The sequence below is a fragment of the Methylobacillus sp. genome, assembly GCF_036844465.1.
GTDB lineage: Bacteria > Pseudomonadota > Gammaproteobacteria > Burkholderiales > Methylophilaceae > Methylobacillus.
This window is the reverse complement of the sequence record NZ_DAIUFW010000009.1, coordinates 57,279-72,238: the sequence shown is the minus strand read 5'-3', so window position 1 is coordinate 72,238 and position 14,960 is coordinate 57,279. Positions and strand designations below refer to the sequence as shown.

The window sequence follows — 14,960 nt, the reverse complement described above, 5'->3', positions numbered from 1 at the left end:
GCTCTCATCGAAGAAGGAGTCCTCGGTGAGATTCAGAATGCCGAACACCGTCACCCTGCTGCGTAACATCGTTGCTGCTCCATAACATCAAACATCGACCCACGGCGTAACGCGCTTGCTGCTTGGATGCCCGAGGCATAGACTGTACAAAAAAACAGTCATAACAAGCCATGAAAACCGCCACTGCGCCGTTACCACCGCTGCGTTCGGTCAAGGTTCTGGACCAGTTGCGTGAGCGCATACGCTACTTGCATTACAGCTTACGAACCGAACAGGCTTATGTCCACTGGGTTCGTGCCTTCATCCGTTTCCACGGTGTGCGTCACCCGGCAACCTTGGGCAGCAGCGAAGTCGAGGCATTCCTGTCTTGGCTGGCGAACGAGCGTAAGGTTTCGGCATCCACACATCGGCAGGCATTGGCGGCCTTGCTGTTCTTCTACGGCAAGGTGCTGTGCGCGGATCTGCCTTGGCTTCAGGAGATCGGAAGACCTCGGCCGTCGCGGCGCTTGCCGGTCGTGCTGACCCCGGATGAGGTGGTTCGCATCCTCGGTTTTCTGGAAGGGGAGCATCGTTTGTTCGCCCAGCTTCTGTATGGAACGGGCATGCGGATCAGCGAGGGTTTGCAACTGCGGGTCAAGGATCTGGATTTCGATCACGGCACGATCATCGTGCGGGAGGGCAAGGGCTCCAAGGATCGGGCCTTGATGTTACCCGAGAGCTTGGCACCCAGCCTGCGCGAGCAGCTGTCGCGTGCACGGGCATGGTGGCTGAAGGACCAGGCCGAGGGCCGCAGCGGCGTTGCGCTTCCCGACGCCCTTGAGCGGAAGTATCCGCGCGCCGGGCATTCCTGGCCGTGGTTCTGGGTTTTTGCGCAGCACACGCATTCGACCGATCCACGGAGCGGTGTCGTGCGTCGCCATCACATGTATGACCAGACCTTTCAGCGCGCCTTCAAACGTGCCGTAGAACAAGCAGGCATCACGAAGCCCGCCACACCGCACACCCTCCGCCACTCGTTCGCGACGGCCTTGCTCCGCAGCGGTTACGACATTCGAACCGTGCAGGATCTGCTCGGCCATTCCGACGTCTCTACGACGATGATTTACACGCATGTGCTGAAAGTTGGCGGTGCCGGAGTGCGCTCACCGCTTGATGCGCTGCCGCCCCTCACTAGTGAGAGGTAGGGCAGCGCAAGTCAATCCTGGCGGATTCACTACCCCTGCGCGAAGGCCATCGGTGCCGCATCGAACGGCCGGTTGCGGAAAGTCCTCCCTGCGTCCGCTGATGGCCGGCAGCAGCCCGTCGTTGCCTGATGGATCCAACCCCTCCGCTGCTATAGTGCAGTCGGCTTCTGACGTTCAGTGCAGCCGTCTTCTGAAAACGACACCGGCCGCCTCGAGCGGACAGCTTTCTCTCGCCATTCCTGCAAAACGCTCAAACAGCGCAAGCGGGATCGGCGGACACATCCACTCCAGACTGGCAGTGACCGTGCCGTATGGCTTCACCACAGAAGAAGCCTTTGTGAGCGGCATACGTGCATACAGCCACGCTCGACGCACCTCAAGCCAGTCCCCGTTCTGCCCTGCCAGAAAACGATGCCCTGGCTGGGCCAGCGGTTCGAACTCACCGAACCGCGGCACCATCACGGTGGGCGTGAGGGCCTGTAACGCCGCATCTCGAGGGTCCATCAAACATCCCTCCCGATCTGAGCCAGAACATCCCTGACGGTCAGTTCTGTTGGCACAAGCGTATCCAGCGGAAAGGCCTTGAATTTCCCCTTGAGCATCGCGTTCCAGAACTTCGCGGAACCGCCCCTGTACTTCACAAGCAAGTTCTGCTCATGGATGTTCGGATGCGAGAAACGGCTCGAGAAGAAGCTCTCCTCCCAGTCCGCCGGATCGGCCTGGACGCCTGCACTTGGTGTCTGTGCAGAGCCCACGCAGATGCCACCACCCTTCCAGACGTTCCAGTAGGGCGCCTGATAGAGCTTGGTTCCTGGCCGAGGTCTGGACTTGCCTTTAACAGCAAAAACTCGCCATTGGCGGCTTGTGACAGCAAACACCAGGCCGGGATGCGGAACATCTGCTGTCTCGACCTGGATTTCTTTGCTTTCGAACCAGACACGTCGTGTTTGAGGCCTCATCCACCATACAAGCCATCCGGGTCCTTGCGACAGGATGTTCGGCTCGAGGAAGACAGGCCGAGCGCTTCTGGACGGATCGAGGGAGTCAAACATTTTCCTCAAACCGTCGACTGTTGCCGGCACACCAGCTTCAATCGAAAGCTCCCCCGATGAATCCACCTCCACGTCATGCACTGAGGCATAACCTGGACGATGCTGCCCGTAGAGCAGGATCGCGTGCGAGGCCCGGTATGGCACCTCTTCGGTGTTGACGCTGACTTGCATTTATTCCTCCTTTTCGCACGTATGCAGCATGACAAGAAGCTGGTCGAGCGATTTGTAAAGTTGCAGACCCAAGCGGTAGCGCTTGAGCCACTCCGCAAAGGCTTCTCGCGTGATCTTCACGTCCCATACCGAGCACAAGGTGGTGTATCCGTCACAACCTTGATTGGCATACTCGATATGGTCATCAATGACCTGCTGGACAGGATCGTCCCCATCCCAACGAATCAGAGCACCGCGATATACCGGCTCGCGATCTGTCTCCTGCGCACCGGGAAACATCGCCCCCTGATCCATTAACCGGATCACCTCGCACAATTTTTCGGCAACATCCCCGACCGTGGGATCTGGATGATCAAGCGCCTGGATAAGAGAGAAACCATCGAGCACCCTTTTCGTAGAGATCGCCCAATCGACCGGGAACCCGTCCTCATACTGCTCCGGTGAGAAACTGTATTCCTCGGGGTCTTCTCCCGAACTCTCGAGCTCTTCGATCCATTCCTCCTGGGAAGACGCTCCCCGCCAGTAGATGTACGAGGCCAGTTCTTGAACGAAAAGCGGTGACCAGCAACCCGCCGTTCTAGCCCCTGCTGTCTGCGCTACCTCAAGTGCAGTCCTACCCAAACCTGGGACCGATTCCTCGAGTGCGAGCAGCCGGCTTCCGACCAGACAGGTCTCCAAGTCGGGGTTGAGCTCAAGAGCCAACCAATAGGTCTGGGGAACATGCTCACCTTCCTCGACCGAATACCCTTCGCATCCACTCAGCGTGCTTGAAACGGCCAGGTCCAGAGGTGCAACAAAAACAAGATCACCCAAGACCGCTTCCATCAGACGCTTCAAACCCACCTTTACAAGCTCGGGCAACCGTTCCTCGGAGTCTTTCTCGGTAACAAGGCCCTCGTCGTACAACGCCAAGGCAAGATTGGCCAACGGCAACCCCTCGGATGCATGCTCAACATAAGCACCAGGGGCCGCGCAGCTTCTGGGCAGCCTCAGAGGATCATGTGAATGGCGTTGGACGGGGGCCGGAGCCGAACCGCTGACGCCGAACTCCTCTGTGAGCTTTCGACTAACTGCAAAAGTGCGGCAACGCATTTCGTCATCTCCTTATCATTAAAAACGGGAAGCACAGAAACTGTGCTTCCCGTCTCGATGATTTCGCCTTTGGAGATGGCCTCAAGCCTATCCTTCAGCGAACTCATAAATCACCCCTTTGTGCCTGCTGCACGCCGGAATTCGTAGATCAACCTGTTCCCCTTTCGCGTCGGCCCTTCGACCACCGCGCTTGTGAGCTCCGGGAAGGTTGCGGAGTAAAGATCCCGAACCTGATTTACCGACATCCCCTTACCCGGATCACCAAGACAGGTTCCGTTGTAGTGGAACTCGCGAACGGCTTCTTCAACTTGGATCGCCATGACGCCCCCTTAAAGCAGGCTGGCCAGGTCAAGCGCGGAAGAGACTTCCGTCTTGGCCTTGGCAACTGGTTGTTGAACAGCCGCAGGCTTGGCTTGCGCCTCACCCACTTCCTCAGCATCACCATCGACGTCCTCATCGCCTTCGTCAGTGAGCTCATCGAGCGTCACCGCTTTGGGCCCTGCTGCCTTGGGTGCCCCCTTGACCGCCTTGGCCGCGCTTTCCTTCTTTGCGCGATCCAGGACCGCTTGGGTTTCGGCCAGCTGCTCTGCAAGGCTCTTGTGAGCACTCACGTAGCCCGCCAGCACACCGGCAAAGCCCTCGTCGAGCTCCGCAGTGGTGCCGGAGATCACCAGGGGCGTCTTCAGCGCCGGATCACCTTCCGCTTTGGGTTTTGGGATCACCGTGACGGTGATCTGGTCACCCTCTGACGTCAGCATCAGGGTGGCGGTATTGCTCGCCAGGAACGACTTCAACGTTTCAAACATCCCATTTCTCCTTGATTTAAGGGCCTGGCCTGCAACCAGGCCTTCCTGCATTGAAAAAGGCGTTACGCCTTCCACATCACGTTCGCCGGAAGCTTCCCGGCATAGTCAAAGCCCGATACGGCCAACAGCTTCTTGACGCACTCGTCCTTCTTCTCCCCGAGAGCCTTGTCCAGATCCTTGCCCATATGTGCGGCAAGCCCGATTTGCTCGGCCACGACCTTGATCTCACTCTTGGTGAGCAACCCCAGGTAGTCGGCGTTAAGCGTCCAGTGATCCGCGAGGTTCACCTTCAGCTCGTTGAGCAGCGCGACCACCTTGTGCTCCTCGAGCCCCTCTGCGGTTGCGGCCGGCAACATGACCTTCAGCTTGGAGACAACCTCGTCGCTTGCTTCACCGACCTGGGTCAGCGCCACTGTCAAAGACAGACTGGACGACGTCCCTTGAGTGAGCTTGGCGAACGCTTTGCCAAGCTGAGTTGCGCTGATGTGACGCGCATCCCCACTCATGCAAAGGGCAAGCAGAACACGCTCCCCAACTTCGGGATTCATGTAGAGGTGCTTGGCCAATGCAGATCGCCAGACCTTCGCCCGATACTCCTTGACCCGCGTGGAGTCCTGCACCTCAGCAGCCTTCTTCTGAGTTACAGGTTTCGCAGCGGGCGATGTGTTGCTCGCTGAGCCAGTCGTTGTTGCTCCCGGGGTAGGCGCAGCGGGTTGAGCCGGTTGAGCGGCTGCAACGATCGCCTGATGATTCGCCTTCACCTTCTCGGCGTTACATGCAGAGTCGAAGCACAAGTCCTTGAAGACCTTGCCCACCTTGCCGGGCACCGCGCTGATGGCCGCCCCAAACTTGCCGCAGGAACGGCAGGCCTGAGCCTGAACATCACCGACGCCAGAACCACCTTCGGCGACGAGCTTGATGACGGTGAAGTTCTCACCGGGGCGAACAATCCTGACTTCAGGAAAGTCCTCGATAAGCCCTTTGCGAATCTCGTCGAGCGCCGCTTCGGTCTTTCCGTCCCAGCACTCACGGTTGGTGCAATGGCCATCTTCGACGGCCTCCCCAAAGAGCGCTTGCTGATTCCCGCTGCTGTGGGGGCATTGCGCACACTCCGTCTTGTCGAATACCGCCGTCGACAACGCGTTGGCGAGCTTCTGGATTTGCTGCTTGAACTCACCGACACCGACAAGCTCGGGAGCCTTGAGAAGTGCCCCAAGAACAGCGTCTTGCTTTGGTCGCGGAAGACCCGCCAACAACTCGGCGTGGCCCAACTTGATGCGACGCTCAGCGAGCGCAGAGCGAACTGCGTCCGTGGCGTTCATCAGGCCCAGGCGTTTGTCGAGGGTGGCCCGACTCCAGCCAAGGCGCCGCGCTGCATCGTCCCGATCACCTTCTGAGCGAGCCAGGATTTTCGCGGCCGCCTCAGCTTCCTCTGCTGGCGACATGTCCGCCCGCTGAACGTTTTCGATGAGCGCCAGTTCTTCGGCTTCATCGTCGTCCAGATCCTTGATGACAACGGGCATGGGGTAGTCATCCCCATGTGCCGCCTTAGCTGCCGCGTAGCGGCGACCACCAGCGACAACCTGGTACCCGCCGTCCAGCAAGGGACGAACGAGAATCGGCTGGATGACCCCCTTCTCGCGGATCGAAGCGGTCAGCTCCTCCATCTCCGCAGGGTCAAAGAACTTCCGCGGGTTGTTGCCAACGACAATTTCCGAGATCTGAACGGTTTGCATTTCCTTCTCCTGGTTGGTTAGTGCTGCAACCGGGAGATGCATCAAGCTGAATGTAAAAAGCCCGCCAGCCCCTGAAAACAGAGGCAAAGCGGGCTTTGGGATGGGCGGTGAACGTCTAGGCGTCGACCAGCTCAGTCATGCGAACCCGAACCCCAGGGGTGTTCGAGATCACGCTGTAGTCGAGGTTTTCGACGAAATCCTCAAGGGTCGCATCGCCGATCATCGAGACATCGACCTTGATGCTCAACGTCAGCGTCTGCTCAACGGCCGGCTTCGGGCTCCTGCGGGCACGTGCAAACGAGAGCGCTTCGGGTGAGATCTGTTCGAGCTCCTGCACGCCGAAGTAATCGCAGATCGACTCGCACACAGCAGTTTCGCTGGGGCCACGCCAGTCGAAGTGCGCCAGGCCGACCTCGTCCGTACGCTCCTCTCCGTCGACCAGGGCGACTAGCTCGGCGTGATCGAGCAACAGAACATGGTCGGTTGCATCAAACTCCTCCGTACCGACATAGATTGCGTCGTCGCCCTTTCGACCGCCCCATGCCTGTTTTGTGAAGCTGCCGATGATCTTGCGGTTCGTGAACACAGCAACGCACTTACCCTCCGCATTTTCGACCGATACAGTCGCTTCCCCTTGAGGATCGACATAGCCAAAGACCATCTCGGCCATGTCCACCGCGGCCTCAAGCGCAACAAACTCGCTGTACAGGCCACCGTTTTCCATCACAAAAAACATGATCAACTCCTTTTTTCGTATGAGAAAGAACTGCACCAGAGGAATGACACGGGGCACATGCGAAAAAAACCGCCCTCGCATCGACGGTTGGGGGTCTGAGATCAACTCACGGACAAGGCGCGAGCCTCTTCGATCAGCGTCATAAGCGCAGCATGCGAATCCTCGTAGCCGTCCGAAGGCGAAGAGCACTCGTTGACCGGCTCACCGGCTTCGTTCGACCAGTCCCACAGGCTCAGCCGTGCCATGGACTCGATGAACTGGCGGGCGCGGACCTCGGCGGTCTCGCTTGCCTTGACGCCAAAGTAGTTCAGCAGCGAGTCGATCCGCTGACGTGCCGTGAAAATCCGCACGTTGGTGTGCTTGAGGTATCCAGCGAACCAGAACTCCTCATTGCTCACGACCAGTGAATCGAGCTCCACACGTTCCTGGTTCTCGGGGTCGTCGGCCTCCTCATCGGATTTCGCCTCCTCCTTGAGCCAGACCGTGCGCGCGTCAAAGACCTCGATCTTGTGCGCTTCGGAAGCGCTGACCATGCGCGACAAGGCGGCGATCCTGGCCGCAGCCTTCTCGTCGATCTCGAAAATGGCCTGCTCAGGGATGTCCGCATAATCGGCATCGGAACGGACATCGGTGACAAACTTCAGTGCCTTCATGGTGTAACTCCTCAGTGAATGGGTTTGTGCTGCACTGAAGGGGATACCGCTGACGGGCTCGTAAAAAACTAAAGCCCGCGTCCTGTGAGGATGCGGGCTTTGAGTATCGAGGGAGGTTGTGGTCCAGAAAGACTACTTCAGCCCCACCTCCTTGGCGGCAAACGCGAGTTTGCTGAGAAGCTTGGAAGACAAACGCCCTGCCACTTCCTGAGCGCCACCCCGGGCGAAGTAGCTCGCCTCGAGTGGCAACCAATACATCTTCCGGAGGCAGAACTTCGTCGTTTTTTCGAGCCGAAGATCAGCAGGCGTCACCACAAACTCCCCTCTGCCGACACGATCGACGTTCTGACTCGTCCCGTAGGCACAGAGCACATCGATTTGACCGTCGTGCTCATCGACTGCCATCACGAGCACAGGCCGGAACTTGCTGCCGGGACTGCAAACCTCCTCAGTCTCGGGCATCCAAGCCCCTACGACTTCCCCCGGGCAGGGGGATTCAAGTTGAGACATAGCTCATCCTCCCCTGCTCCAGGTTTGAACACTCCCGAGTGAATTAGGAGTTCCGTGATGGAGTTGATCTTGGCTCCCTCTGGCACTTCCTTCAGGCCGTAGTCCCCAAGATGCTCCGCAATGGCGCGTCGGATTAGCATCTCGGGCGTGATTCCCAGTTCGGCCGCCCTCGACTCGATGTGCTCCGGCGTCGTCTCGTTGTCGGAGAACGTCACAGTGAAAACAGTTGGCATGATCAAACCCTCCTTCGGGTTCAAGCATACTCCGGTGGATCTGATGTGCGAAAAACTTGCCATTTTCTTCTCCTGTCATTGCCCTTCTCCTGCGAGTTGGATCTGCAGGCTAGAGATGCAGTGACATCAATCGGAATCCGATCCATGTGGTGCTATACGTAAAAACGCCCCTCCAACGGTGGAGGGGCGCAGGAAACTCGGATCAGGTCAGTGTCGCCACCAACAGAACCATGAAAGCAAGTCCTCGAGCAGGCTGTCGAAGGCCTCAAACGCATGCAGGCCGTGATCGAAGAGATCGAACCCTGGCTCCTCGTCATCGATCATCGCTTTCTCCTTAGTAGCGCTTCACGTAGTTCACGCGAAACCAATCGCCGCCGTTGATCACGGGGTCCGTTCGATAGACATCAACCACGAAGCCTGCCTTTCGCAGGTCCGACGGCATGTTCTGACGCCCCCACCGCTCTGCCTGGCTACGCGTCATGGGCTTTTCAAGCACACCGCAGCCCACCTTTACTGGCAACCGTTCCATCACGCTGCCTCCTTCAAGTCATACTCACGATCGAGCGCATCAACTGCCGCATGAAACGCCGCAGCATCGAGCTTTCCGATGTTGTAGGCGTAGACCAGCTCAACGAACCGCTGCCCCTTCTGGAAGAGTGGCTGAAGGGCCAATTGATCAAGCACCTGGACGGGCCAGCGGTAGCCGTCCCGGACCGCCTCTTCGAGCGCGGCCTCCGGGGTTGCGAACACCTGATGCCCATGAAAGCCGTTCTGGCGAAAGCTCACGAGCCGACTCTTACCGCTCCCGTCCGGCTCGGGAAGGATCGCCACATAGGCAGGCTCTTTCTGGGTGGCACCTTCAGGAACATTGGAGAGTTCCATCCCCTCCGCACCGCCCCTATCCCGCATGAGGCGCTCCACCAGACTGCGGTTCTGCGCCCTTCTTCTGGCTGCCTGCAACAGCAGCGCTGCGACGCCGCGGTCGCCCTCGCTCTTACACTCCAGCGCAAGGGCGAACTCTTCGCTATCGATCTTCATGATGCTCTCCTGTTTGTTGTTGAACTGCATGGAATGACATGCAGGGAGGCACCATAGAAAAAAGGCCGGTGACAATGACGTCAGCCGGCCTTTCATTTAGATCAAGAACGGCACCTTCAGACTTTGTGCCAACCGATTCGCTGCTTCCAACGCCAACTGGTTCGCCCGATCGCCAAAGATGGCGTTGCACCACCAGTTCGCCTTACGGACCATCTGCTCGCCTTTACCCGAAAATGCAACTTGAACAACAGATTTGGCCCCATTGCCCTCTTGCGTTACCGTAACGGAAGCGGGCTCCAGATCCGCTGGGATTCCAAGGCATTCGCGGTCGTAAGTGATCCTTGCAAGCACTGCCACCCTTGCGTAGGCCTCTACGGCCGAGCGAATCCGGGCTTCAACGGACTCTCGGGTTTCAAAGATGCAAGTCTCGAGAAGGGTCACATGATCAAGCTCGTCCACGACGGGGGCGTACATCACGCTCATCCCATCAGGAACCTGAGTAGCAAAGGCCCCATCGTCATCAGCAAACTCAACGATGCCCTGCGTATATTGACCATAACCGGATTTCACACGCACACGACCTTCGATCAGATCCTCATACGTCGTTTCCCACGCGATCGGCATCCCCTCTCCATACTCATCTGCAAGATCAGACACAGTCAGCTGCACTTTCATGGCTGGAGGGCGACATGACGTGAACCGCAGATTGGGAGGTGGCAGCTTATCAAGCCTTGTAACAGAAAATGGCCTCATTCCCATCCTCGGCGCAGGTAGGGCCGAAGTCATTTCAGTGGACAGATCAAGAACATCCATGCCCAGAAGTTCTGCTCCCTTCAGCTTAAAAGCATCGCGAAAAGTTGCGGTGCACGAAGCTTCTCGGAACAGATCTACAACGCCTCGTTTAGCAGCACTTTCTGAACTGAGAACCCCTTGATGAATGACCTCCCTGCACCACATGTTGAAAGCAATATGAAGGGCGCTCCAGGCATAGAAATCCCACTCCTCCGCATCATTTTCTTCCCGCATGGTGGACACAACATTCACCGCAACCACGGCAGGCAGATCAGCCCGCAAACTCAATAGCCGAACCATTTCAAAGCTCCTCTTCTGAAATCTTCAAAGCCGCCCCCTTGAGCGTCTTCGACACACAGACACGCTGTCCCTTCATCGTGAAGGCCACGTATTTCCCCGGGCGCCCCATCACTTCACCCACACGCTCAGGTGTCTTGCTGCTTTTCAAGGAGGAACGGACAAGCCACCGGCCCTCCTGAACCAGCTCAACGAACACGCCAGCCAAGACCTCTTTTCCGAAATCCATATTCGAACTCAATGAAAAACCCGCAGTCTCGAATTGAATCGAAATCTACGGGTTTGGTATCAGTAGAGGATGAAAGCGGCCACGAAGCCGACAATCAACCACCCAAGCACGTCTTGTCCGAGACCAGACATCCTTTGCTTCCTGATCAGGGTGATAGCCCTGAATCTACTCGCCGGCGCCATGCCGATATCGCCAAAGCACAGAGCCCTTTCCAGCCTCGCAAGCCCCTTACGCCTCATTCCTTCGGGACAAATCGAAAGAGCCGCAATCGAGGCAAATACAAGAACGCGTGACATTTCTTTCTCCTTGGTTAGAACTGCACTGAGCTATGCCGTTTGAACCATGAGAAATCAGGGCACGTACTGACGCTGCTGAACGACGTCGACGAGCTTGGGTACAGCTCCATCCTCATCAAAAACAAAAACGAACCCAGGCAGCGCATACCGCCCACCATGGATCGGGCTCGTTCGTAGTGCAGCGCTGGCCAACCGGTTGAGCCAAGGCAAGAACGACTCTCTAGGCTTCCGAGTCCGCTGCCACGAGGCCTTGTGATAGCGCTCAAGCCTCGCGAGCACCTTCGGCTCGATGAGCACGTCGCTTTGCAACGCCATGCGCCTTTGCATCTCCTGCTCGGCAAGATCTGCCTTGGTGTGCTTCTCAAGCACCATCCAACGCAGGTACCAATAAGGGAGCTCCGCGTAAGACTGCCCCTTGAATTTTCCAAAAGTAACGACTGATGACATGACCGATTACCTCCTTGTGGTTGATGTGCAGGGAGGGAATGCGAAGCACGGGCAGGGAAAACGGGCACAAAAAAACCGCCTCAGAAAATGACTTTCTGAGGCGGCGGTGTTACATCATCACTTCACAGGGGCGTATCGAGCAGAGACGATCTTCTCGATGGCTTCCCGCTCAGCTTCCGGTGATCGCGCCGTAACAGCGGCGTGGAGGGCTCCGTTGAGGCAAGCCAACACTTCTTCCGTGGCGCCTCGAGCACTGGCATCCGCAAGCGAACGACCATTCGCCAGCAACATCTTTCCCCAGCGGATGAGGCCGCGGGTCGAGATGGTAGTGGTCATTTCGCCCTGCTTGAAGGCTTCCCGAACGTCCCCAGCCACCTCAACGAGGAGCTGGATGAAAGGACCGGCAAGATGCTTGCACTTCGCGTGCAGAATCTTGCTTTCCTCCATCGGGGTCAGGTAGTCCACCGTCCCCACAAGGAAGCGATCTAGCAAAGCAATGCTCTGCCGCTGAATGCCCCGGTAGTTAGCGGCATCCATGTCGTGCGCCACAGCGTTAGCCGTGAATGCGACCCGAAAATCCGGGTGCGGCTGAACCATTTCACCCGTTTCAGGCACCAAGAGCGGCGCCCCATCCAGGATCGTGTTCAAGCCACCGACTACGGCTGGATGGAGGAAGTTGCCTTCATCCAGAAGCAGGATACCCCCTACCTTCATGGCTGCCAGTAGTGGGCCGTCAGCCCACTTCCACTCTTGGCCGCCACCAGGTACGGACGCCATGCGCCAGGCGCCGACGAGCTCCTGAAACTCCATTCGCCCGTGGCAAGCAACACGAAAGAGCGGCCACCCGGTGCGAGCCGCGAAGACCTCGACCATCGAGGACTTCCCAGATCCAGTAGGACCAGTCAGCATCAGATTCTTGCTCACCCCGGCCCACACCCATGCCACCAACAGGCGTGCATGAGCTTCGGTGAAGCTATGGGACGGGTTATCTGCGGGCGTGAACGGCCCCGATGTCCTTACAGGAACCGCCCTTTGAGCTGCCTGGGGGTCCTTGAAGGCAGACCCAAAGATGTTGCCAAGCTTCTCCGTTACTGCTGTCGTTTGTGACATTTGAATCTCCTTGTGTTTAGGGCTGCAAGGAGAGATGGCAAGAAGGTGAAGTGAAAACTGAACGTGCGCGAAAAAAACACCCTCTGCCGAAGCGAGAGGGTGCGAGGGGTGACACTGATGTTAATCAGTGCAAGCTCCTGGCGATAGGCTCACCAGTGCGACCACTCCTCATCACTGCAGGGAGCAATGATGCTTGAGGAGCAACAACCGGCTCGATTTTCCGTTGGCTCTTACGAGCCCTGGACATGATCGGTTTGTCATGAGCAAGCTGAAGCTGCTCAAGAGCGAGAGCAAGCTTCTTGCTCTCTTCTTCTGCGCGCCTTACGGTGCGCTCGAGCTCGGCGATACGCCGTTCATCTGCTGAAGGGGCCTCGCGACGATTAGCTGTCGGTTGGCGCTTCTCTTTGTCTCCGTCGAGATTCCTCCGAAGAGCTTGCTGCAGCTCGCGAAGCTGAGCACGCTTCCTGTCTCTGCGCGATGTCATGAAAAGACGAAGCGACAAGAGCGCGAGGGCACCGATGACTACAAAACTGAGTAATGACACGTCAATCTCCTTGGGTTAGGTCTGCCCTCAGAGATGTGCGTAGCACGGTGATAAAAAAGGGCCCAAGCGATTTCGCTTGAGCCCTCGTGGTTGGATCAGGCTACCGCTTTCGCGACAGCACCAAAGACCGCTTGCGAAAGCCGGTCAGCACTCATTGCCCGGTCAAAGGCAACCTCCTCTTCGTTGAGCATTGATTCGAGGGCGTGGCCCATTGAGCCAATGAACACGACCGCGATCTGGATTCCGTTCTGGCGGGCAAACCTGCACCCAGCCATCAGCGAATCGTGATCGTTGGGCTCGCCATCTGTGACGACAACCAGGATGCGCTTTTCCTCCTCGCGCTCCGTCATACGGATAAGAGCTTCTTCAACCGCATCGCCCGTCGCGGTGTCGCCCGAAGAACCATCATCCCAACGGTGAGCAGAGAGCGGCTCATCGAACTCCTTGAGCACGCACACGTGATTGGCGAACGCGATCGAGAGGAACGGCACCTCGTAGGTCGACAGCACTGAAGCTAGCGCGAAGTGCGTCTCATAGGCGGCTTCCTGTGCGGTCGTTTGCCCGCCCGCAGCCCTTGAGCCCCCCTCGGTGAGCGGCATCGTTGTCCACATCGACCCCGAGTAATCGACCAACAGGGCGACCGCAGTGTTGGTGCCTGCGGTTTCTTCCTTCTTGAGGAAGATTTTCAGGTCACCACGCGAAAGCCTCTCCGGTGCACTGTGAGAGAGCTTGCGCCCGGTGTAACCGTCCCACAACGATTCTTCCACGGTCGACTCGATCAGGCTTGCAAGGCGGGTGCCCAGCTTCGCCTTGAGCTCGTGCCGCTTCAGATACGCCCTGACCTGCCCCTGGTCCTTGACGCCATTGGTTCGACTTGCGTGTTGCGTCCGAGCACCGGCGCCCATAACCTGATTGGCACCCATTTGTTGCCTCAGCATGTCTTCCATGCTGACCGAACTGACCGACTGCGCCTTGAGCGCCTGGCGCATCGCAGCAGCTTGCTCGCCCGAGTCACCTTCTTCCCCTTGAGAGGAAAAATCGCCAGCGTCCGCCTCCCCCCTTTCGTCAGAGTCACCTGCCTCAGAATCACCCTGGTCGCCCTGAGACTCATCTGAGTTAGAGGAATCATCTTCGCCCCGATCGTCAGACGATCCCGGCGACGAATCCTCCCCATTCTCATCTTCCTCACCAGAACCCGACGAGGACGAATCCTGCTCCTCCTCATCACCTGCCCCAGACGACGGCGACGAATCACCCTCATCTTCGTCCTGCCCTGCCTGAGAGGGGACATGGGATTCGTCCTCCTCATCTTGCGATGACTTGGACTGCTGCTTTTGCTTCTGTTGTTCCTCCTGCTTTTCCTTCTCCTCGGCAGAAGTCTCCAGTAGCTCATAGACTTCCCACGCCAAGGCCGAAGCCTCGTCCGTGGATGTGAGCGTTGCAGAGCGGTCAGCAAGTTCGAAAACCGCCTCGATCAGCTCGTCACCAAACACGTCCTCGGCAAGAGTCCGCCACTGGCCAGCCATTTCATCTAAGCAGTGCTGCTTCAGGTGCCGACTGCGAAGCCCCATCACAAGCGCCCTGCACAAGATGTCGGCCGGCTGATACTCCTCGTCTTGCTGTGGAGCATCAAGGATGCCCCGCGCTGCGAGACCGTTGGCCGCATCGAAGAGCATTCGAGCCGCCCCAGGAAAGATCCTGGCCAATGCCAACTCGATCCGTATGTCCTCGAACACGTTATCGAGGGCGCGAACAAGGACGTTCCCTTTCGAGCTGTCCTTGAACTCGGTAAAGCGGCAGTGCGCCGCCTCATGCGCGACCAGCCCGTACAGAAGGATCATGTCCTCCTCTGAGCCAGTCGTTGCGAGGTTGGGCAGATAGATCACCTTGCCCGTCGTCGCTGCTGTTTTAATGTTGCCGAAGACGACCTGGACGCCGAAGCGACGCCCCAACATGGTTGCTACGAGGCGAAGCGCCTCCTTACGGTTCTGCTTGAGCATTTCAGACTCCTGTTGGTTACGGCTGCAGGAGCGA

19 protein-coding genes are annotated in these 14,960 nt (G+C 57.9%); 1 reads left to right on the top strand and 18 read right to left on the bottom strand.

Going from position 1 to position 14,960, the window contains the following annotated elements; translation table 11 throughout:
- The first annotated feature begins 170 nt into the window (after nt 1-170).
- Entirely contained in the window at nt 171-1,184 is a 1,014-nt protein-coding gene (gene intI1, locus V7Z75_RS11775; RefSeq protein ID WP_334108867.1) for a class 1 integron integrase IntI1, read from the top strand.
- Nucleotides 1,185-1,358: 174 nt separating this feature from the next.
- Here the strand turns inward: intI1 and V7Z75_RS11770 are convergent, their stop codons facing one another.
- The 18 genes from V7Z75_RS11770 to V7Z75_RS11685 all read right to left on the bottom strand — a co-directional run bounded on the left by V7Z75_RS11770 (nt 1,359) and on the right by V7Z75_RS11685 (nt 14,926).
- Nucleotides 1,359-1,688, bottom strand: a complete 330-nt coding sequence (locus V7Z75_RS11770; RefSeq protein ID WP_334108869.1) for a PRTRC system protein A — start codon at nt 1,686-1,688, stop codon at nt 1,359-1,361.
- Nucleotides 1,688-2,407: a PRTRC system protein B gene (locus V7Z75_RS11765; protein WP_334108866.1), complete on the bottom strand. Its 720-nt coding sequence runs from the start codon at nt 2,405-2,407 to the stop codon at nt 1,688-1,690. The genes V7Z75_RS11770 and V7Z75_RS11765 overlap by 1 nt, the downstream gene beginning before the upstream one ends.
- Nucleotides 2,408-3,499, bottom strand: a complete 1,092-nt coding sequence (locus V7Z75_RS11760) for a PRTRC system protein F (RefSeq protein ID WP_334108865.1) — start codon at nt 3,497-3,499, stop codon at nt 2,408-2,410.
- Nucleotides 3,500-3,609: 110 nt separating this feature from the next.
- Entirely contained in the window at nt 3,610-3,819 is a 210-nt protein-coding gene (locus tag V7Z75_RS11755) for a PRTRC system protein C (protein WP_334108864.1), read from the bottom strand.
- Between the two features lie 9 nt (nt 3,820-3,828).
- Entirely contained in the window at nt 3,829-4,305 is a 477-nt protein-coding gene (locus V7Z75_RS11750) for a PRTRC system protein E (RefSeq protein ID WP_334108863.1), read from the bottom strand.
- A gap of 62 nt (nt 4,306-4,367) precedes the next feature.
- Nucleotides 4,368-6,041, bottom strand: coding sequence for a PRTRC system ParB family protein (locus V7Z75_RS11745; RefSeq protein ID WP_334108862.1), 1,674 nt, complete (start codon nt 6,039-6,041; stop codon nt 4,368-4,370).
- Nucleotides 6,042-6,156: 115 nt separating this feature from the next.
- On the bottom strand, nt 6,157-6,777 hold the full coding sequence (locus V7Z75_RS11740) for a hypothetical protein (protein WP_334108861.1): 621 nt from the start codon (nt 6,775-6,777) through the stop codon (nt 6,157-6,159).
- A gap of 101 nt (nt 6,778-6,878) precedes the next feature.
- Nucleotides 6,879-7,430 (bottom strand): hypothetical protein, encoded by a 552-nt coding sequence (locus V7Z75_RS11735; protein ID WP_334108860.1) that lies wholly within the window; start codon nt 7,428-7,430, stop codon nt 6,879-6,881.
- A gap of 132 nt (nt 7,431-7,562) precedes the next feature.
- Complete coding sequence (locus tag V7Z75_RS11730; RefSeq protein ID WP_334108859.1) at nt 7,563-7,892, bottom strand: hypothetical protein; 330 nt, start codon at nt 7,890-7,892, stop codon at nt 7,563-7,565.
- An 8-nt stretch (nt 7,893-7,900) separates the two neighbouring features.
- Nucleotides 7,901-8,236: a hypothetical protein gene (locus V7Z75_RS11725; protein WP_334108858.1), complete on the bottom strand. Its 336-nt coding sequence runs from the start codon at nt 8,234-8,236 to the stop codon at nt 7,901-7,903.
- Between the two features lie 271 nt (nt 8,237-8,507).
- Nucleotides 8,508-8,702, bottom strand: coding sequence for a hypothetical protein (locus tag V7Z75_RS11720; RefSeq protein WP_334108857.1), 195 nt, complete (start codon nt 8,700-8,702; stop codon nt 8,508-8,510).
- The gene (locus V7Z75_RS11715; protein WP_334108856.1) at nt 8,702-9,211 is read right to left on the bottom strand and encodes a hypothetical protein; all 510 of its coding nucleotides are present in this window, start codon (nt 9,209-9,211) and stop codon (nt 8,702-8,704) included. Before V7Z75_RS11715 ends, V7Z75_RS11720 begins: the two co-directional genes overlap by 1 nt.
- A 96-nt stretch (nt 9,212-9,307) precedes the next feature.
- A complete protein-coding gene (locus V7Z75_RS11710; RefSeq protein ID WP_334108855.1) occupies nt 9,308-10,303 on the bottom strand; it encodes a hypothetical protein in 996 nt (331 codons plus the stop codon).
- 1 nt (nt 10,304) lies between these two features.
- Nucleotides 10,305-10,529 (bottom strand): hypothetical protein, encoded by a 225-nt coding sequence (locus V7Z75_RS11705; RefSeq protein WP_334108854.1) that lies wholly within the window; start codon nt 10,527-10,529, stop codon nt 10,305-10,307.
- A gap of 59 nt (nt 10,530-10,588) precedes the next feature.
- Nucleotides 10,589-10,825: a hypothetical protein gene (locus tag V7Z75_RS11700; protein ID WP_334108853.1), complete on the bottom strand. Its 237-nt coding sequence runs from the start codon at nt 10,823-10,825 to the stop codon at nt 10,589-10,591.
- 54 nt (nt 10,826-10,879) lie between these two features.
- Nucleotides 10,880-11,272 carry a hypothetical protein gene (locus tag V7Z75_RS11695; protein WP_334108852.1) on the bottom strand — a complete coding sequence of 131 codons (393 nt, stop codon included), beginning with the start codon at nt 11,270-11,272 and terminating at the stop codon, nt 10,880-10,882.
- Between the two features lie 117 nt (nt 11,273-11,389).
- Entirely contained in the window at nt 11,390-12,382 is a 993-nt protein-coding gene (locus tag V7Z75_RS11690) for an AAA family ATPase (protein ID WP_334108851.1), read from the bottom strand.
- A gap of 639 nt (nt 12,383-13,021) precedes the next feature.
- Nucleotides 13,022-14,926, bottom strand: a complete 1,905-nt coding sequence (locus tag V7Z75_RS11685; RefSeq protein WP_334108850.1) for a VWA domain-containing protein — start codon at nt 14,924-14,926, stop codon at nt 13,022-13,024.
- Nucleotides 14,927-14,960: the final 34 nt, after the last annotated feature.